Raw genomic sequence first — 19,028 nt, forward strand, 5'->3', positions numbered from 1 at the left:
GGCTGTTGCCTTTCAGCGGCAGCCCGGGTGCCCTTCGCTCACCCGGGCTGCAAAAGCAGGCGTCAGTACTTCTGCTTCACCCGCTTCGCCGGCAGCCCACGCGGAGGCAGCGGCTTCACGCCGCGGTCCTCGACGAGCTTGAAGTCGATTTTCCGGTCCTCGACGCTCGCCTTCATCACCACGATGCGCACGCGGTCGCCGAGACGGAACTGCCGTCCCGCGCGTTCGCCCGACAACGTCTTGCGGATCGGATCGAACTGGTAATAGTCGTGCGGCAGCTGCGTGACGTGGACCATGCCGGTGACCTTCGATTCCACCAGCTCGACGAAGAGCCCGAAGCTGGTGACGCCGCTGATGACGCCATCGAATTCGCCGCCGACGTGCTGCTCCATCCACGCGGCGCGGTAACGCTCGTCGACTTCGCGCTCGGCTTCGTCGGCGCGACGTTCGCGCTCGGAACACTGCAGCGTGAGCGCCGCCATTTCACTGGGCGAATAGCGGTACTTTTCCGGCTTGCCGCCGGTGAGCGCGTACTTGATCGCGCGATGCACCAGCAGGTCGGGATAGCGGCGGATCGGCGAGGTGAAGTGCGTGTACGCCTCCAGCGCCAGGCCGAAATGGCCGACGTTCTCCGGCGAATACACCGCCAGCGACTGGCTGCGCAGCAGCACTGATTCGATCAGCGCGGCATCGGGACGCTCGCGGATCTTCTTCAGCAGCGCGGTGAAATCGCGCGGTTCGACGCGGTTCCACGGCGGCATGCGCAGCTTGAACTCCTTCAGGAACTCCAGCAGGTCGGCGTACTTCTGCTCCGGCGGGCGCTCGTGGATGCGGAACGGCGACGGCACGTGGCTGGCCATCAGGTACTTCGCCGCCTCCACGTTCGCGGCGATCATGCATTCCTCGATCAGCTTGTGCGCGTCGTTGCGCTGGAGCATGCCTGCCTGCACGACCTCGCCCTTCGGACCGAGCACGAAGCGCACTTCGCTGGATTCGAACTCGATCGCGCCGCGGCGTTCGCGGGCCTTGGCGAGGATCTGGTACAGCTGGTGCAGGCGCTGCACGTTGGGCAGCAGCGAGCCGATGCGCTCGATGGCGTCCTGCCTGTCTTCCTCGCGCACGTCCTCGCCGACGGCGTTCCACACCTGCGTGTAGGTCAGGCGCGCGTGCGAGTTCATCACCGCCTCAAAGAACTTCGATCGGGTGACCTCGCCTTCGCGATCGATCTGCATGTCGCAGACGAAGCACAGGCGGTCGACCTTCGGATTGAGCGAACAGATGCCGTTGGACAGCGTCTCCGGCAGCATCGGCACGACGAACCCGGGGAAATACACCGACGTGGCGCGCTTCTGCGCTTCGTCGTCGAGCGGCGTGCCGGGGCGCACGTAATGCGAGACATCGGCGATGGCGACGACCAGGCGGAAGCCGTTGCGGTTGGGTTCGCAATACACCGCATCGTCGAAGTCCTTCGCGTCCTCGCCGTCGATGGTCACCAGCGGCAGTTCGCGCAGGTCCACGCGCTGTGCGGCGATTTCTTCGGGCACGGTGAGCGGCACGTGGGAGGCTTCGTCGAGCACGGCCTGCGGGAATTCGTGCGGGATCTCGTGCCCGTGGATCGCCGCCTGCACGGCGAGCGACGCGGTGAGGCGATCGCCCAGCACCGCGAGCACGCGCCCGATCGGCGTGCGCTGCGGGCCGTGTTCGTCGGGCGACTCGATCAGTTCGACCACGACCAGCTGGCCGTTCTGCGCGTTCATGCGCTCGTCCGGCGGCACCTGCACGTTGCGCTGGATGCGGCGGTCATCGGGCACGACGTAGCTGATGCCGGCTTCCAGGCAGAAGCGGCCGATCAGCCGGTTGAGGCGGCGTTCGAGCACGCGCAGGATCGCGCCTTCGCGACGGCCGCGACGATCCACGCCGGTGACGCGCGCGAGAACGCGGTCGCCGTGCATGGCCTTACGCATTTCCATCGGCGGCAGGAAGAGATCGTCGCCACCGCCCGACTCGGGGCGCAGGAAACCGAATCCGTCGGGATTGGCGATGACGACGCCGGGAATCAGGTCCAGCTGCTGCGCCGGCAGGAATTCGCCCATGCGGTTTCGCAGCAGTTGCCCGTCGCGCACCATCGCGGCCAGGCGCTTGCCCAGCGCGTCGAAGCGGCTCTCTTCAGTCAGCGACAGGCGCTGCGCGATCTCGTCGGCGGACAGCGGGCCGTCGGCCTGCGCGAGCAATTGCAGGATCATTTCGCGACTGGCAATGGGCTGCTCGTAGCGCGCGGCTTCGCGTGCAGCGTACGGATCGTGGAAACCCGAACCGGCACCGCCGCGACCGCGATGCGCCGGAGGAAGCGGTTCGGGCATCCAGCCCGGCCGCGCCGGTGGCGCCTTGCGACCGCCGCCGGAAGCGCCGGCGAACTTGCCGGACTTCGCCGACTTGGCCTTGCCTGCGCCGGGCTTGCCGGACGCGTTCTTCCCGCTACGGGAGCCTGACTTGGGAGAGCCCGATTTCGAGCCGGATTTCGATGAGCCGGAGGCTTTTTTCTTCATGCCGCGCATGGTCGCACATCCGCATGAATGCGGCGTCTTGGCGGGTTTGCGACTTCAACAAGCCCCAAAATCGTGGGTTTGCGTCGTGGACGAATGCGATCGCTGCACGCGCACTTCACGTTGCGCATAACGGTCGTGCGTCGCGACGGCCATGGCGAACCAGTTCGTTTCGCTCCAGCAGGCGCGGAAAACAAAAAACCCGCGCAGTGCGCGGGTTTCGTGTGCCGGGCCCGGAGGCCATTCAGCGTGAATCATGTGGTGCCCAGGAGAGGACTCGAACCTCCACGGTTTTACCCGCTAGTACCTGAAACTAGTGCGTCTACCAATTCCGCCACCTGGGCATCGCGTCGGTGTTTCGCCGAGCGAGGCCGCGTATGTTGCGGTGCGATGGCCGCCTTGTCAACGCCTCGTCACGAAAATTTTCACTTTCGATCCTGCCCCGCCCGGCGCCCCCCGTTGGAACCTGTCCGAACCCGCCGATCCGGCATTGTCGGCTTGAAAGCCCGGACCGCTCGGGGCTATGGTCGCCGGACATTTTCCTCTGCGGGCGGCGCACCCGGTGCGGCGCCCGTATTGCTTTGGAGATTTGAAATGTCCGAACCCAATCCCCCGCTGCTGATGTCGCGCCTGGACGTGGAACGCATCGAGTCGCTGCTCGAATCGCCCGCCGCGCAGAACATCGATACCACCGCGCTCGAAGCCGAACTCGAGCGCGCGACGATCGTCGAGCCCGCGCAAATGCCGCCGGACGTCATCACGATGAACTCGACCGCCCGCTTCCTCGACGAGAACAGCGGCGAGGAGCGCGAGATGACGCTGGTGTTCCCACGCGACGCCGACGGCAGCGCCGAGAAGGTGTCGATCCTGGCGCCGGTCGGCAGCGCCCTGCTCGGCCTGCACGTGGGCGACGCCATCGAATGGCCCCTGCCTGGCGGCCGCACGATCCGCCTGCGCGTGCTTTCGATCCGCTACCAGCCCGAAGCCGCCGGCGAGCTGCATCGCTGAACCGTGCGGCGCGCCGCTTGCGCCGCGCACCGCTTGCACGCGCCGTTAAAATCGACGCATCCCGACACACCCAGGCCCGCATCGTCTAAATGAACGACACCGTCCGACCGGCTTTCCACGGCTTCGAGCAGATCCCGCTGCGCGAATACGCCGAGCGCGCCTACCTCGATTACTCGATGTACGTGGTGCTCGACCGCGCCCTCCCGTTCCTCGGCGACGGGCTCAAGCCGGTGCAGCGCCGCATCATTTATTCGATGAGCGAGCTGGGACTGAACGCGGCCTCCAAGCCGAAGAAGTCCGCACGCACCGTCGGCGACGTCATCGGCAAGTACCATCCGCACGGCGACAGCGCCTGCTATGAGGCGATGGTGCTGATGGCCCAGCCGTTCTCGTACCGCTATCCGCTGGTCGAAGGTCAGGGCAACTTCGGTTCGACCGACGACCCCAAGTCGTTCGCCGCCATGCGTTACACCGAAGCCAAGCTGACGCCGATCGCCGAGGTGCTGCTGGGCGAACTCGGCCAGGGCACGGTCGACTGGACGCCCAACTTCGACGGCACGCTGGAAGAGCCCTCGTGGATGCCGGCGCGCCTGCCGCACCTGCTGCTCAACGGCACCACCGGCATCGCGGTCGGCATGGCCACCGACGTGCCGCCGCACAACCTCAACGAAGTCGTCAGCGCCTGCGTGCGCCTGCTCGACGATCCCGACGCCACCACGCGCGACCTGTGCGAGCACGTGCGCGGCCCGGACTACCCGACCGCCGCGGAGATCATCACGCCTGCGGCCGACCTGCAGCAGATGTACGAGACGGGCCTGGGCAGCGTCCGCGCCCGCGCCGTGTATGTGAAGGATGGCGCGAACCTCGTCATCACCGCCCTGCCTTACCAGACCTCGCCCGGCAAGGTGATCGAGCAGATCGCCACGCAGATGCGCGCGAAGAAGCTGCCGTGGCTGGAAGACATCCGCGACGAGTCCGACCATGCGAACCCGACGCGCATCGTGCTCGTGCCGCGCAGCAATCGCGTCGACGCCGAACAGCTGATGGGCCACCTGTTCGCGACGACGGACCTGGAAAAGAGCTTCCGCGTCAACTTCAACATCATCGGTCGCGACGGCCGCCCGCAGGTCAAGGGCCTGAAGGCGCTGCTGACCGAATGGCTGGCGTTCCGCACCGAAACGGTGACGCGCCGCCTCAAGCACCGCCTCGACAAGGTCGAGCGCCGCCTGCACCTGTTGGAAGGTTTGCTGGTCGCGTTCCTCAACCTGGACGAAGTGATCCGTATCATCCGCACCGAGGACGAGCCCAAGCCCGTCCTGATGAAGCGCTTCAAGCTCAGCGAGGAGCAGACCGACTACATCCTCGAAACCAGGCTGCGCCAGCTGGCGCGCCTGGAAGAGATGAAAATCCGCGGCGAGGAAGACGAGCTGAAGGCCGAGCGCGAGCGCATCATCGCCACGCTGGAAAGCCGCGCGAAACTGAAGAAGCTGGTGAAGGACGAACTGCTCGCCGATGCGAAGAAGTTCGGCGATGCACGCCGTTCGCCGCTGGTCGCGCGCGGTGCCGCGCAGGCGCTGAGCGAGACCGAGCTGGTCGCCAGCGAGCCGATGACCGTCGTCCTCAGCGAGAAAGGCTGGGTGCGCGCGGCGAAGGGCCACGACGTCGACGCCGCCTCGCTGAGCTACCGCGAAGGCGACGAACTGCTGGCCTCGGCGAAGAGCCGCAGCACGCAGCAGGTTGCATTCCTCGATTCGACCGGCCGCGCGTATTCGACCGTCGTGCATTCGCTGCCATCCGCGCGCGGCAACGGCGAACCGCTGACGGGTCGCTTCTCGCCCGCGCCGGGCGCGTCGTTCCAGGCGCTTGCCAGCGGCGACAACGACACCCGCTTCGTGCTGGCGTCGAGCCACGGCTACGGTTTCGTCACCCGCTTCGAAAACCTCACCGGCCGCAACAAGGCGGGCAAGGCGATGCTTTCGCTCACGCCGGGCGCGAAGGTCGTGCAGCCGGCGCCGGTAAGCAGCGTCGAACAGGACCGCATCGCCGTGGTCACCAACGTCGGCCACCTGCTGGCGTTCCCGGTCGGCGAGCTGCCGGAACTCGACAAGGGCAAGGGCAACAAGCTCATCGACATTCCGAAGGCGAAGCTCGGCACCGAACGCGTGGTCGCCGTCGCGGTCGTCGCGCCGGGCGGCACGCTCGTCGTGAAGTCCGGCGCGCGCACGATGTCGCTGTCGTTCAAGGACCTGGACACCTACCTCGGTGCACGCGCGACTCGCGGCGGGCTGCTGCCGCGCGGGTGGCAGAAGGTCGAGGGGTTGGGCGTCGAGTAAGGCCGCAGCCGAAGTCACCGCTTCCGAAGCGTCATCCCGGCGAACGCCGGGATGACGGCGGCAGTGTCATCGGATCAACAACGCAAGGACGAACGATGCACCACGACTTCTGGCACCAGCGCTGGGCCGACAACCAGATCGGCTTCCATCAGGACACCCCGACGCCGCTGCTGCTCAAGCATTGGCCGTCGCTCGGCGTCGCACCCGGCACGCGCGTGTTCGTGCCGCTGGCGGGCAAGACGTTGGACATGGCGTGGTTCGCCGCGCAGGGCTACCGCGTGCTGGGCGTGGAGTTGTCGCGCATCGCCATCGAAGCGTTCTTCGAAGGCCACGGCGTGACGCCCGAAGTGAGCGAATCGAAGTACGGCACGCATTACCGCGCCGGCGACATCGAACTGATCTGCGGCGACGCCTTCGGCCTGGACGACGCGGCGCTGGCCGGCTGCGGCGCGGTGTTCGACCGCGCGGCCTTGATCGCGCTGCCGGCGGACCTTCGCCAGCGTTACGTGCATGAGCTGTACGCGCGGCTTCCGTCGCACTGCCGCGGCCTGTTGATCTCGCTGGAATACCCGCAGCACGAGAAGGCCGGCCCGCCCTTCAGCGTGGTCGAGGACGAAGTGCACGCGCTTTATGCGCGTGACTGGCACGTGGAGACGCTGGAGCGGCGCGACATCCTGTCGACGCAACAGCGCTTCATCGACGAAGGCGTCACGGCGCTCGACACGGTCGTGTACCGCCTGTTGCGTCGCGAGTGACGCAACGCGACGGGCCGGCATCGCGCCGGCCCGAAAACCTCATTCCTGCGACGGCTTCTGCGCCAGGCGCGCCGTCAGGTAGTTCTGGATGCCCAGGCGCTTGATCAGGCCAAGCTGCTGCTCGAGCCAGTGCGCGTGGTCTTCCTCGGTGTCCTGCAGTTGCACGCGGAGGATCTCGCGACTCACGAAGTCGCCAACGCGTTCGCACAGCGCCATGCCCTCGGCCAGCGCCGCGCGCACGCGGTATTCGACCTCGAGGTCACGCTGCAGCATTTCCTCGACCGTGTAGCCGGCGATGAACTCGTCGGGCCGCATGTCCGGATCGCCTTCCAGGAACAGGATGCGACGCAGCAGCGCATCGGCGTGCTCGGTCTCTTCCTGCATCTCGTGGTTGATGCGCTCGTAGAGCGACATCAGCCCCATGTCCTCGTAGCGACGGGAATGGATGAAGTACTGGTCGCGCGCGGCGAGTTCGCCACGCAGCAGCACCTTGAGGTAGTCGACGACGTCGGGATGGCCTTTCATGGGGGAAACCTCCTTGCCAGGCGCATAGGGTGCCCGATCGCAGCGGCCCGCGTTCTAATCAGAATCAGTCGCATTGACTTTCGCGACGAGCCGAATTCACGACTCGTCGCGACAGAGGTTTCACAACGCCGCTTCGTGCACCCCCGCCACCGCGCGGCCTGACGGGTCGGCCATCTTCGCGAACGCCGCATCCCACGCGATCGCCACCGGCGACGAACAGGCGATCGATTTGCCGCCCGGCACCGTCTGCGCGCAGGCCACGCCCGGGAAGAACTGCTCGAAGATGTGGCGGTACAGGTACGCCTCCTTCGTCTGCGGCGGGTTCACCGGGAAGCGGCTGGCCGCGGCGGCAAACACGCGATCGCTGACCTGCGCTTCCGCATGCGCCTTCAGGCCGTCGATCCACCCGTAGCCGACGCCGTCGCTGAACTGCTCCTTCTGCCGCCACAGGATTTCGTCGGGCAGGTAACCCTCGAACGCCTCGCGGAGGATCGCCTTCTCGATCGGCCGTCCGCTCGGCCCCGGCTTGACCATCTTGTGCGAGGCATCCATGCGCATCGCGACGTCGAGGAACTCCACGTCGAGGAACGGCACGCGCGGCTCCACGCCCCACGCCATCATCGACTTGTTCGCGCGCAGGCAATCGTAGTTGTACAGCGCGTCGAGCTTGCGCACGGTTTCGGCGTGGAATTCGCGCGCATCCGGCGCCTTGTGGAAATACAGGTAGCCGCCGAACACTTCGTCGCTGCCCTCGCCCGACAGCACCATCTTCACGCCCATCGCCTTGATGCGGCGCGCGAGCAGGAACATCGGCGTGGACGCGCGGATCGTCGTGACGTCGTAGGTTTCGATGTGGCGGATCACTTCCGGCAGCGCGTCGAGGCCTTCCTCGAAGCTGTAGGTGAAGCCGTGGTGCACGGTGCCGAGCGCCTTCGCCGCGACTTCCGCAGCCGCGAGATCGGGGGAACCTTCGAGTCCGATCGCAAAGGAATGCAGTCGCGGCCACCAGGCCTCCGTCGCATCGTTGTCCTCGATGCGCTTGCGCGCGAACCGCGCGGCGACCGCGGCCACGAGCGAGGAATCCAGCCCACCCGACAGCAGCACGCCGTACGGCACGTCGCTCATCAGCTGGCGATGCACAGCGCGTTCGAAGGCTTCGCGCAATTCCTTCTTCGAGACCTCGACACCGTGCGTCGCGGCGTGCTCGCGCCATGGACGCTCGTACCAGCGCACCAGTTCGCCGACTTCGCTGTCGTAGCAATGACCCGGCGGGAACTGCGCGACGTCGGCACACGTATCGGCCAGCGCCTTCATCTCCGATGCAACGCACAGGCGGCCGTCGCGATCGTGCCCCCAATACAGCGGGCACACGCCGATGGCGTCGCGCGCGATGACGAAGCGATCCTTCGCCCTGTCCCACAACGCGAACGCGAAGATGCCGTTGAGCGCGTTGAGCCACTGCGCGACGTCATCGCGCTCGCGATACAGCGCGTTGATGACCTCGCAGTCCGAGCCGGTCTGGAACGCGTAGCCCGTCGCGAGCGACTGCTCCAGTTCGCGATGGTTGTAGATCTCGCCGTTGACGGCCAGCGCGAGCTCGCCATCGGCCGAGCGCAGCGGCTGCGAACCGCCCGCCGGATCCACGATGGCCAAGCGCTCGTGGACGAGGATCGCGCCGTCGTCCAGATGCACGCCGCTCCAGTCCGGGCCGCGATGGCGCTGGCGTTGCGAGAGTTCCAGCGCGCGCCGGCGCAGGGCCTGCACGTCGTCGCCGGGTTGGAGGCCGAAGATTCCGAGGATCGAACACATCGCGGGATTTCCTTGAGGGCGGAGGGATGTCGAAGGGCCAGAAACAAAAAACCCGCGCTTTTCGGCGCGGGCTTCGTGGGTGCTTAGTGCGGTTGCAACGCGCTAATCACCGGCCCGCGGGAGGCTGGCGTTATTGCGGTTGTTATTGTTCAGGCCGGACATGGGCGCGCCGCCGCGCAGGGCGGCGATGGCGATGTAGGCGGTGGCCTGGACGGAAGACATGGCCCGATCCTGCTGGACGCGAGCGCCGCTTGCAAGGGGGCGGGCGCACGCCGACGCCGCCGTTCATCGGATAAGCTCGCCCCGGGGAATTCAAAGGCGACAGGCCCATGAGGAAGTGGATCCGACGCGTGCTCGTCGCGCTGGTGCTGGTGCTGCTGGCCGCGGCGCTGCTCGGCTGGTGGCTGATGCGCGGCAGCCTGCCGCGCCTGGACGGCGAACTCGCCCTGCCCGGCCTGTCGGCATCAGTCACGGTGCAGCGCGACGCCAACGGCGTGGTAACGGTCGATGCCGCCAACGAGAACGACGCGATGCGCGCGCTCGGCTACGTCCACGCGCAGGAACGCTATTTCGAAATGGACCTGTTGCGCCGCACGGCCGCGGGCGAACTGGCAGCGCTCTTCGGCCCGGTCGCGATCGGCGTGGACAAGCAACATCGCGTGCATCGCATGCGCGCGCGCGTGACGCAGCACATGGACGCGATCCTCGGCGACAAGCGCGACATGGCGCAGGCCTACGTCGACGGCGTGAACGCCGGACGCACCGCGCTGAAAGTGCGTCCGTGGCCGTACCTGCTGCTGCGCGCCGAACCCGAACCGTGGACGCTCGCCGATTCGGCGCTCACCGGCTACGCGATGTACTTCGACCTGCAGGACGCGCAGAACGAGCGCGAACTGGCGATGTGGCGCCTGCGCCCGCACCTTCCGCCGGCGCTGTACGCGCTGCTCGCGCACGACGGCTCGAGCTGGGACGCGCCGGTTGCCGGACGCCCGCGTGGCGATGCGACGCTGCCCGATGCCGCGACCGTCGACCTGCGCTCGCTGCCGATGCAGGAAGGCCCGCGCCCGGCCGACGTGCCCGAGCGTTCCGACGTCGGCAGCAACAACTTCGCCGTCTCGGGCCAGCTCACCGCCGACGGTCGCGCGATCGTCGCCGACGACATGCACCTGGGCCTGCGCGCGCCGAACATCTGGTTCCGTGCGCGACTGCGCTACCCCGACGCACGCGCCGAAGGCGGCCGCGTCGACGCGAATGGCTTCACCCTGCCCGGCCTGCCGGCGCTGGTGGTCGGCAGCAACGGCCACGTCGCGTGGGGCTTCACCAACAGCTATGGCGACTGGCTCGACTGGAAGCGCGTGACCGATTGCACCAAGGACGCGTGCGCCGGCGCGACGCGCACCGTCGAGACCATTCGCGTCGCCGGCAGCGACGACGTCGAATTCCCGGTAGATGAAACCGCGTGGGGCCCAATCCTCCATCGCGAAGCCGACGGAAGCGCGCTCGCACTGCGCTGGATCGCGCACCAGCCCGGCTCGATGAACCTCGGCCTTGCGGATTTCCTGCATGCGCGGTCGCTGGACGACGCGCTGGCAGCGGCCGACCGCACGGCGATTCCCGCGCAGAACCTCGCCATCGGTGATTCGCAGGGCCGCATCACCTGGCGCCTGCTCGGGCCGATGCCGCTGCGCGGCGCCGGTTGCGATGCGACGCAGGTCATCGAACCCGACGCCTGTGCGCCGTGGCCGATCACCACCGCACACGGCACGGCACTGCCGATCGGCACGGTGCAACGCCTGTGGACGGCGAACTCGCGCGTGGTCGATGGCGCGCTGCTGGCGCGCGTCGGCGATGGCGGCTACGCCAACGGCGCACGCGCGAAGCAGATACGCGACGACCTGTTCGCGAAGGACCGCTTCGCCGAACGCGACCTGCTTGCGATCCAGCTCGACGATCGCGCGTTGTTCCTGCAACGCTGGTGGACGCTGCTGCGCGAACGCGATGGCGCGGCGAAGACGCCCGCGCTGCACGAACTCGCCGGCGCCGCATCCACCTGGCAGGGCCGCGCGAGCACGGATTCGACGAGCTATCGCGTCGTGCGCGCGTGGCGACTGGCCGTGCACGACCGGCTGCTCGATGGCCTCACCGCACCGGCGCACGCCGCGCTGGGCGAGTCGTTCGAGATGCCGAACCTGTCGCACTTCGAAGGCGTTGCATGGCCGCTCGTCACGCAGCGTCCGGCGAACCTGCTGCCGCGGCGCTTCGCGTCGTGGGACGCGTTGTTCGAGGACGCCGCGCGCGAAGTGCGCGACGAGCTGGCGAAGGACGGCCCCATCGCGCAGCGCACGTGGGGCGAGCGCAACACGGCGCGCATCTGCCATCCGCTGTCGCGCGCCCTGCCTGGTTTCCTGAAGCCGCAGTTGTGCATGCCGGCCGACGAGCTCCCCGGCGACAGCGGCATGCCGCGCGTGCAGGGCCCGGATTTCGGCGCGTCAGAGCGCATGGTCGTCTCGCCGGGGCACGAGGCCGACGGCATCATCCACATGCCCGGCGGCCAGAGCGGCCATCCGATGTCGCCGTTCTGGGGCAAGGGCCACGACGACTGGGTGCACGGCCGCGCGACACCGTTCCTGCCGGGCGAGGCGAAGTATTCGATGACGTTGGTGCCGGGGAAACGGTAACCCTCGGCGGAATCCGAGGCTGGTGGTCGACGTCTCACTGAAGGAAACGTCATCCCGGCGAACGCCGGGACCCAGCCCCACCACACGCGGGCACTGCCTCATCCGTGAACCACACCATCGTCATTCCAGCGAACGCTGGAATCCACTTTGATCTTTGTTGATACGTCAGCAACACCGCAGCGCGGTGCCCTACCGGCAAGTCGATGCGTCCCCTTCGTTACCCCTCACCCCAACCCCTCTCCCGATGGGAGAGGGGCTAACCGCCGACACGCCCGGTCAGTCCAGCAGCATCCGCTCGATCAGTTCGCGATACAGCCCCGGCAGACGCTGCAGGTCGGCGACGGATACGTTCTCGTCGACCTTGTGGATGCTCGCATTCACCGGCCCGATCTCGATGCACTGCGCACCCAGCGGCGCGATGAAGCGCGCGTCCGACGTGCCGCCGCCGGTGCTTTCCTCCGGCGCGCCGCCGCAATAGCGACCCAGCACCGAACGCGCCGCAGCGCGGAGCGGGCCTTCCGGCGTGTAGAACGGTTCGCCGCCGCGATGCCAGCGGATCGTGTATTCCAGCCCGTGGCGGCGCAGCACGTCCTCGCATTCGCGTTCGAGCTGCTCGGCGCGCCAGTTCGGGTTGAAGCGCAGGTTGAACAGCGCCTGCAATTCGCCGGGGATCACGTTGTTCGCACCCGTGCCCGAATGGATGTTGCTGATCTGCAGGCTCGTCGGCGGGAAAGTTTCGAAGCCATCGTCCCAGCGGCGCGCGGCGAGTTCGGCCAGCGCCGGCATCGCCTGGTGGATCGGGTTGCGCGCCTTGTCCGGGTACGCCACGTGCCCCTGCACGCCGATCACGTTGAGCGTCGCCGACAGCGTGCCGCGACGCCCGACTCGCAGGAGGTCGCCCAGCGTCTTCATCGACGAGGGCTCGCCGGTGACGCACCAGTCGATGCGTTCGCCGCGCTTGCGGAAGGTCTCCGCGACCTGACGCACGCCATCGACGGCGTCGCCTTCCTCGTCGGACGTGAGCAGCAGCGCGACGCGGCCGGAATGATCCGGATGCGCCGCGACGAAATCCTCCAGCGCGACGACGAATGCCGCCACGCTGCCCTTCATGTCCGCCGCACCGCGTCCGTAGAGCACGCCGTCGCGGATCTCGGGCGCGAACGGATCGCTGCACCACGATTCGCGCGGGCCCGGCGGCACGACGTCGGTGTGGCCGAGCAAAACCAGCGTCGGGCCGTCGGTACCATGCACCGCCCACAGGTTGTCGACATCGCCGAATCGCAGCGATTCGCAGCGGAAACCGGCCGCGCTCAGTCGACGCGCGATGAGCGCCTGGCAGCCGGCATCGCCCGGCGTCACCGAAGCGCGCGCGATCAGGTCGCAGGTGAGCGCGAGGACGCCTTCTTCGGTCACGTCGAGATCAGCCAAGCGAACCCACTCCGAAGCGCTTCTTGAACCCGTTGTCGCTGAAGCCCTGCGCGATGGTGCCGTCGTCGGCGACCACCAGCGGGCGGCGGATCAGCTGCGGGTATTCCTTCAGCAGCAGCTTCCATTCCGCGTCCGAACCCGGCGTCCTGCGGTTGTCGGGCAGCGTGCGCCACGTGGTGGACGACTTGTTGATCATCGCGTCCCAGCCGCCGAGCTTGTCCTTCCACTCCACCAGCGTGTCCGGCGCCTGGCGCTGGTCGCGGTAATCGACGAAGGAATACGCGACGCCGAAGCGTTCCAGCCACTTGCGCGCCTTCTTGCAGGTGTCGCAGTTGTTGAGCCCGTAGAGCGTGGTCAAGGCGTTACTCCGCCAGCCCGCGCAACAGGTCGTTGATGCTCGTCTTGCTGCGCGTCTTCGCGTCGACCTGCTTCACGATCACCGCGCAATACAGCGAATGCGAGCCGTCCTTCGCCGGCAGCTGGCCGGAAACGACCACGCTGTAGGGCGGCACGTAGCCGTAGGAAACCTCGCCCGTCGCGCGGTTGTAGATGCGCGTGCTCTGGCCGAGGAACACGCCCATGCCGATCACGCTGTGGTGGCCGACGACGACGCCTTCCACCACTTCCGAACGCGCGCCGATGAAGCAGTGGTCCTCGATGATCGTCGGGCTGGCCTGCAGCGGTTCCAGCACGCCGCCGATGCCCGCGCCGCCGGAGAGATGGCAATGCTTGCCGACCTGCGCGCACGAACCGACCGTCGCCCAGGTATCGACCATCGTGCCTTCGCCGACGTGCGCGCCGATGTTGACGAAGCTCGGCATCAGCACGACGTCCTTGCCGATGTGCGCGCCGCGACGCGCGATCGCGCCCGGCACGACGCGCGCGCCAAGCTTTCGGAAGTCCGATTCGCCGAAGCCTTCGAAACGTGCCGGCACCTTGTCCCAGAACGGCGCGGGCGCGCCATCGACGACCTGCATGTCGTTCACGCGGAAGTACAGCAGCACGGCCTTCTTCAGCCACTCGTTGACGGTCCAGCCACCCTTGCCGTCGGGCTCGGCGACGCGGAACTCGCCGGTTTCCAGGCCCGAAATCACGCGTTCGACCGTCGGGCGCGTCGAGCCTTCGATCTCGTCCAGCGTCAGCATCGCACGGCGCTCGAACGCGCTGTCGATCATGAACTTCAGCTCGTCCACGCCCGGCGCGGCCGGCACCACCTTCTTCTTGCGCGCGGTCTTGCGGACGGTCTTCTTCTGCACAGCCATTCAACAGTCTCCTTCGAGGCAGGCGAGCAAGGCCTGGCGTAGCGCCTGCCGTTGCGTTTCGTCGAGCGCGCCGTCGCGCCCGTCGTGATGGGGATGGGTGATCTGGAACACGTCCTCGGCGCGCTCGCCGAAGGTCGCGATGCGCGCATCGTGCACGCGCAGCCCCTGGCTGCGGATCGCGTGCGTCACGTCGGCGAGCAGTCCCGGACGGTCGGTGCACACCAGGCTCAGCATCGTGCGCGTGCCCTGCTCGCCTTCGAGCGTGTCGAAGCCGATCTGCGGCGCGATGCGGAAGTGCTTCAGATGGCGCGGCTGCGCGCGACGCGCGGGCCTGATGCGGTCGAGGTCGCCGTCGAGCGCCGTGCCGAGGCGCTCCTCGACCTCGTCCGTCGTCGGCGGGCAACGCGGGTCGATCGGCACGACTTCGAAGCTGTCGAACACCATGCCGTTGGGCCCATCGAGCACGCGCGCCTGCTGGATCGCGAGGCCGAGGCGGTCGAGCGTGGCGACGATCGCGGCGAACAGGCCATCGCGGTCGGGCGAGTGCACGAAGACTTCCAGCGCACCGGCGTGTTCGCCGAGCGCACGCGCACGCACGCGCGTCTCGCCGATTTCGACGCCGCGCAGCGACGCCGCCTGCCACGCGATCTGGTCGGGGCGGCCGCGCTGGAAGCCGATGTCCGGCATGCGCGCGTACAGCGCGTCGACTTCCTCGTCGCGAACGCCCATCGTCGCGAGCATCGCCCGCGCGGCATCACGCGTTTCGTTCGCACGTTCGTCGCCCGCGACCGGGTGTTCGAGTCCGCGACGCAACGCCAGGCGTGTGGCGGTGTACAGGTCGGCCAGCAGCCGGTCCTTCCACGCGTTCCACAGCTTCGGCGACGTGCCGGCGATGTCGGCGCACGTCAGCAGGTACAGATGATCTAGGCGTTCGCGGTCGGCGACCTTGCCGGCGAAGCGGTGGATCACGTCGGGGTCGGCGATGTCCTGCTTCTGCGCGGTCACCGACATCAGCAGATGCTGGCGTACGAGCCATTCGACCAGCGCGCCGTCGGCCTGCGACAGGCCCATGGTGCTGCAGAAGATGCGCGCATCCTCCGCACCGAGTTCGGAATGATCGCCGCCGCGGCCCTTGCCGATGTCGTGGAACAGGCCGGCGAGCAGCAGCAGTTCCGGCTTGCGCAGGCGCGGCCAGACTTCGTGCGCGATGCTGAAGCGCTCATCCGCGATGCCCGACGCGAAACGCGCGAGATTTCGCAGCACGGCGAGCGTGTGCTGGTCGACCGTGAATACGTGGAACAGGTCGAACTGCATGCGGCCGGAGACTTTCGCGAACGCGGGAATCCAGCGTCCGAGCACGCCCAGGCGTGCCATGCGCTCGAGCGCGTGCACCGGATGCGGGCCGCGCAGCAGCGCGATGAAACGCTCGCGCAGTGCGGGCTCGGCCTGCTGGAACGCCGGCACGCGCGACAGCGATTCGGCCAACGCGCGCGCCGTTCGCGAATGCAGACCGCGTACCGCATCGTGCGAGGCCCACACGGCGAACAGCGCGAACACGTCGTAGGCATCGCGCGGCCAGTGCGGATCGCGCGCGCAGAGGTAATCGCGGCGAAGTTCGAAGGCGTGGTCGATCTCGATCGGCGTGCTTTCGCCTTCGATCTGCTCCTCGAACCGCTGCAGCAGGCGCTCACCGATGCGCAGCACCAGCGCGGCGCTGCGGTAGAAGCCCTGCATCATCTGCTCGACGGCAAGGTTGTCGGCGTTGTCGACATGGCCCAGCCGCTGCGCGAGCACCTTCTGGTAATCGAAACGCAGGCGTTCCTCGCGCTTGCCGGCCACCAGGTGCAGGCCGAAGCGCAGGCGCGAGAGCGCGCGACGTTCGCGTTCGAGCGTGGACAGTTCGTCCGCGCCGAACTGGCCGATGGCCACCAGCGATTCAAGGTCGCCCGTGCCGACGATGCGCAGCGCCATCCAGCGCAGCGTCTGCACGTCGCGCAGGCCGCCCGGGCCTTCCTTCAGGTTGGGCTCGAGGTTGTCGGCGGTGTCTTCGTAGCGCGCGTGGCGCAGGCGCAGTTCCTCGCGCTTGGCGGCGAAGAACTCGCGTGCCGGCCAGACGAGGCTGGGCGCGATGGCCGCCTGCAACGCATGCAGGTGTTCGACCTGCGCGATCAGCGGGCGTGCTTCCAGCATCGAGGTAAGCACGGTGATATCGACCGCCGCCTCGGTGCACTGCGCGGGCGAGCGCACGGCGTGGCCGACTGGCACGCCGCCGTCCCACAGCAGCGCGACGAAGCGCGACAACGCGTCGGCATGCGCGACCTGTGCGTCCGGTTCGGCCAGCACCAGCAGGTCGACGTCGGATTGCGGGAACAGTTCGGCCCGGCCGTAGCCGCCGATGGCGAACAGCGCCAGCGGCGCGTCGGCGGGAATGCATGCATTCCACGCCGCGCGCACCTGCGCGTCCATCGCACCCGCGCGCGCGGCGAGCAGGCGGTCGATGTCGGCGTTCGGGTCGGCGTCGAAGGCCTTGGCGAGGCCGGCGTCTACCGTGGCGATGGCCGCGCGGATGGACGCGGCCGGATCGGCACTGCCCTGCGCCGCCGAGGGTTCATCGACGGCGGAAGGCTCGCTCATAGATCGTTGTCGTCACCCGGCACGCGGGTGAGGATTTCCACACCGTCCTCGGTCACGGCGACGGTGTGCTCCCACTGCGCGGACAACTTGCGGTCCTTGGTCACCACGGTCCAGCCGTCGGGCAGCAGCTTGGTGTAGCGCGTGCCCTCGTTGATCATCGGCTCGATGGTGAAGGTCATGCCGGGCTTCAGCACCAGGCCTTCGCCATTGCGGCCGTAATGCAGGACCTGCGGATCCTCGTGGTAGATCTTGCCAATGCCGTGGCCGCAGTACTCGCGCACGACGCTGAACCGCTCGGATTCGGCGTACTGCTGGATCGCCGCGCCGATGTCGCCCAGGGTCGCGCCGGGCTTGACGGTGCGGATGCCGCGGAACATCGCCTCGCGGGTCACGTCGACCAGGCGCCGGGCCATGACCGACGGACTGCCGACGACGTACATCCGGCTGGTGTCGCCGTGCCAGCCGTCCTTGATGACGGTGACGTCGATATTGACGATGTCGCCGTCCTTCAGGACCTTGGCGTCGCTGGGGATGCCGTGGCAGATGACGTTGTTGACCGAGGTGCAGACGGTCTTGGGGAATCCCTTGTAGCCGACGTTGGCCGGGATCGCCTTCTGCACGTTGACGATGTGATCGTGGCAGATGCGGTCCAGTTCCTCGGTGGTCACGCCCGCCTTTACGTGCGGCGCGACGACCTGGAGCACCTCGGCGGCCAGGCGGCCGGCGACGCGCATCTTCTCGATCTCTTCGGGGGTCTTGATGGTGATGGGCATGGCGCCATTATGGCCCATCCGCAGTCCGTTCAGGCTCTCCGGGTTGCCCGAAGTTGCCGTAACAGCCTGTTGCGGCTACACTTCCGCGGCTCAGCGACCGGCCTTGCGCCGATCCTGACGCCCACGCCAGGGCGAAAGCGCACCGGACCCCTCCGGACGCAGGCGAATACACACCCGCAGCCACACGTCGTGCCGGGGTGCCGGACGTCCACCAGGACGCCTGGTTCGGCCACGAACGCTGCGGGGAGGCCCAACCCCGGAACCCTTGCCCCCGGCCCTGCCGGCGGCACCGCCATCACACCGTGCTCTGTTCACGCTGGCGGCCGGTTCCACTGCCTGGAGTTACAAGCAATGCCCCAGATCACCATGCGCCAGATGCTCGAAGCCGGCGTCCACTTCGGCCACCAGACCCGTTACTGGAACCCGAAGATGGGCCCGTACATCTTCGGCGCCCGCGGCAAGATCCACATCATCAACCTCGAGAAGACGGTTCCGCTGTTCAACGACGCGATGAACTTCATCTCGGGCATCGCCCAGAAGCGCGGCATGATCCTGTTCCTGGGCACCAAGCGCAGCGCGCGCGAGGCGATCAAGGAAGAGGCCGAGCGTTGCGGCATGCCGTACATGAACCAGCGTTGGCTGGGCGGCACGCTGACCAACTTCCGCACCGTGAAGCAGTCGGTCCAGCGCCTGAAGGAGCTGGAAGCAGCCGAAACCGACGGCACGTTCCAGAAGCTGGTCAAGCACGAAGTGCTGGGCCTGCGCCGTGAGCGCGACAAGCTGGAAGCCTCGCTGGGCGGCATCAAGGACATGAACCGCCTGCCCGACGCGCTGTTCGTGATCGACATCGGCCACGAAGACATCGCGATCAAGGAAGCCAAGAAGCTTGGCATCCCGGTCATCGCCGTCGTCGACACCAACTACGATCCGGCCCTGGTCGACTACGCCATCCCGGGCAACGACGACGCCATCCGCGCCGTGCAGCTGTACGCCCGTGCCGCCGCCGACGCCGTGCTGGAAGGCAAGGCCGCCGCTCCGCAGGCCGCGTCGGTCCGCGAGGAAGACTTCGCCGAAGCCGCCGAAGGCGAGGAAGGCAAGGCTCCGCGCCGCGCCCCGGCCAAGAAGGCTGCCGGCAAGAAGGCCGAAGCGGCCGAGTAAGGACCGCGTCATGTGGCCGCGCGACGCTGTCGTCGCGGCCACATCCACGTTTTCGCGTCGGTGGGTCGATCCCGCCCACGTATCGAAATCGCAAAGGCGGGTCCTGCCCGCCCTTCACCATT

Annotated in this window: 13 protein-coding genes and 1 tRNA gene; 5 read left to right on the plus strand and 9 right to left on the minus strand. The window is 67.7% G+C overall.

Features of this window, described 5'->3' with window-relative positions; translation table 11 throughout:
• Nucleotides 1–62: 62 nt before the first annotated feature.
• Complete coding sequence (gene rnr / locus DX912_RS02280) at nt 63–2,546, minus strand: ribonuclease R (protein WP_115841036.1); 2,484 nt, start codon at nt 2,544–2,546, stop codon at nt 63–65.
• A 256-nt stretch (nt 2,547–2,802) separates the two neighbouring features.
• Nucleotides 2,803–2,887: transfer RNA gene (locus DX912_RS02285), tRNA-Leu, on the minus strand.
• Between the two features lie 250 nt (nt 2,888–3,137).
• Between DX912_RS02285 and rnk the strand changes: the two genes are divergently transcribed.
• From rnk to DX912_RS02300, 3 genes are all read left to right on the plus strand, one after another.
• The gene (rnk, locus tag DX912_RS02290) at nt 3,138–3,551 is read left to right on the plus strand and encodes a nucleoside diphosphate kinase regulator (protein ID WP_115840813.1); all 414 of its coding nucleotides are present in this window, start codon (nt 3,138–3,140) and stop codon (nt 3,549–3,551) included.
• Nucleotides 3,552–3,640: 89 nt separating this feature from the next.
• Nucleotides 3,641–5,884, plus strand: coding sequence for a DNA topoisomerase IV subunit A (parC, locus tag DX912_RS02295; protein ID WP_115840814.1), 2,244 nt, complete (start codon nt 3,641–3,643; stop codon nt 5,882–5,884).
• A gap of 95 nt (nt 5,885–5,979) precedes the next feature.
• On the plus strand, nt 5,980–6,639 hold the full coding sequence (locus DX912_RS02300; RefSeq protein ID WP_115840815.1) for a thiopurine S-methyltransferase: 660 nt from the start codon (nt 5,980–5,982) through the stop codon (nt 6,637–6,639).
• Nucleotides 6,640–6,678: 39 nt separating this feature from the next.
• Here DX912_RS02300 and bfr read toward each other — a convergent pair whose 3' ends face one another.
• Both bfr and asnB read right to left on the minus strand, forming a co-directional pair.
• Complete coding sequence (bfr, locus tag DX912_RS02305) at nt 6,679–7,164, minus strand: bacterioferritin (RefSeq protein WP_115840816.1); 486 nt, start codon at nt 7,162–7,164, stop codon at nt 6,679–6,681.
• Between the two features lie 120 nt (nt 7,165–7,284).
• Complete coding sequence (gene asnB, locus DX912_RS02310) at nt 7,285–8,973, minus strand: asparagine synthase B (RefSeq protein WP_115840817.1); 1,689 nt, start codon at nt 8,971–8,973, stop codon at nt 7,285–7,287.
• 329 nt (nt 8,974–9,302) lie between these two features.
• Between asnB and DX912_RS02315 the strand changes: the two genes are divergently transcribed.
• Nucleotides 9,303–11,651, plus strand: coding sequence for a penicillin acylase family protein (locus DX912_RS02315; protein WP_115840818.1), 2,349 nt, complete (start codon nt 9,303–9,305; stop codon nt 11,649–11,651).
• Between the two features lie 276 nt (nt 11,652–11,927).
• On the opposite strand, the gene dapE is transcribed toward DX912_RS02315, so the two are convergent.
• From dapE to map, 5 genes are read right to left on the minus strand one after another with little or no spacing between them, the layout of a single operon-like run.
• Entirely contained in the window at nt 11,928–13,064 is a 1,137-nt protein-coding gene (gene dapE / locus DX912_RS02320; RefSeq protein WP_115841037.1) for a succinyl-diaminopimelate desuccinylase, read from the minus strand.
• A 7-nt stretch (nt 13,065–13,071) separates the two neighbouring features.
• Nucleotides 13,072–13,437, minus strand: coding sequence for a Spx/MgsR family RNA polymerase-binding regulatory protein (locus tag DX912_RS02325; protein ID WP_115840819.1), 366 nt, complete (start codon nt 13,435–13,437; stop codon nt 13,072–13,074).
• A gap of 4 nt (nt 13,438–13,441) precedes the next feature.
• On the minus strand, nt 13,442–14,341 hold the full coding sequence (gene dapD / locus DX912_RS02330; RefSeq protein WP_115840820.1) for a 2,3,4,5-tetrahydropyridine-2,6-dicarboxylate N-succinyltransferase: 900 nt from the start codon (nt 14,339–14,341) through the stop codon (nt 13,442–13,444).
• Nucleotides 14,342–16,975, minus strand: a complete 2,634-nt coding sequence (gene glnD, locus DX912_RS02335) for a [protein-PII] uridylyltransferase (protein WP_115840821.1) — start codon at nt 16,973–16,975, stop codon at nt 14,342–14,344.
• A complete protein-coding gene (map, locus tag DX912_RS02340; RefSeq protein ID WP_115841038.1) occupies nt 16,972–17,748 on the minus strand; it encodes a type I methionyl aminopeptidase in 777 nt (258 codons plus the stop codon). The genes glnD and map overlap by 4 nt, the downstream gene beginning before the upstream one ends.
• A gap of 351 nt (nt 17,749–18,099) precedes the next feature.
• On the opposite strand from map, the gene rpsB reads away from it, so the two are divergent.
• Nucleotides 18,100–18,906, plus strand: coding sequence for a 30S ribosomal protein S2 (gene rpsB, locus DX912_RS02345; RefSeq protein WP_115840822.1), 807 nt, complete (start codon nt 18,100–18,102; stop codon nt 18,904–18,906).
• Nucleotides 18,907–19,028: the final 122 nt, after the last annotated feature.

This window comes from Lysobacter soli (assembly GCF_003382285.1).
GTDB classification, from domain to species: Bacteria; Pseudomonadota; Gammaproteobacteria; order Xanthomonadales; family Xanthomonadaceae; genus Lysobacter_J; species Lysobacter_J soli.

Bases quoted from the DNA above. Each gene is read 5' to 3' on its own strand.
- rnr (WP_115841036.1), bottom strand. From the start codon at position 2,546: ATGAAGAAAAAAGCCTCCGGCTCATCGAAATCCGGCTCGAAATCGGGC.
- rnk (WP_115840813.1), top strand. From the start codon at position 3,138: ATGTCCGAACCCAATCCCCCGCTGCTGATGTCGCGCCTGGACGTGGAA.
- parC (WP_115840814.1), top strand. From the start codon at position 3,641: ATGAACGACACCGTCCGACCGGCTTTCCACGGCTTCGAGCAGATCCCG.
- DX912_RS02300 (WP_115840815.1), top strand. From the start codon at position 5,980: ATGCACCACGACTTCTGGCACCAGCGCTGGGCCGACAACCAGATCGGC.
- bfr (WP_115840816.1), bottom strand. From the start codon at position 7,164: ATGAAAGGCCATCCCGACGTCGTCGACTACCTCAAGGTGCTGCTGCGT.
- asnB (WP_115840817.1), bottom strand. From the start codon at position 8,973: ATGTGTTCGATCCTCGGAATCTTCGGCCTCCAACCCGGCGACGACGTG.
- DX912_RS02315 (WP_115840818.1), top strand. From the start codon at position 9,303: ATGAGGAAGTGGATCCGACGCGTGCTCGTCGCGCTGGTGCTGGTGCTG.
- dapD (WP_115840820.1), bottom strand. From the start codon at position 14,341: ATGGCTGTGCAGAAGAAGACCGTCCGCAAGACCGCGCGCAAGAAGAAG.
- glnD (WP_115840821.1), bottom strand. From the start codon at position 16,975: ATGAGCGAGCCTTCCGCCGTCGATGAACCCTCGGCGGCGCAGGGCAGT.
- map (WP_115841038.1), bottom strand. From the start codon at position 17,748: ATGCCCATCACCATCAAGACCCCCGAAGAGATCGAGAAGATGCGCGTC.
- rpsB (WP_115840822.1), top strand. From the start codon at position 18,100: ATGCCCCAGATCACCATGCGCCAGATGCTCGAAGCCGGCGTCCACTTC.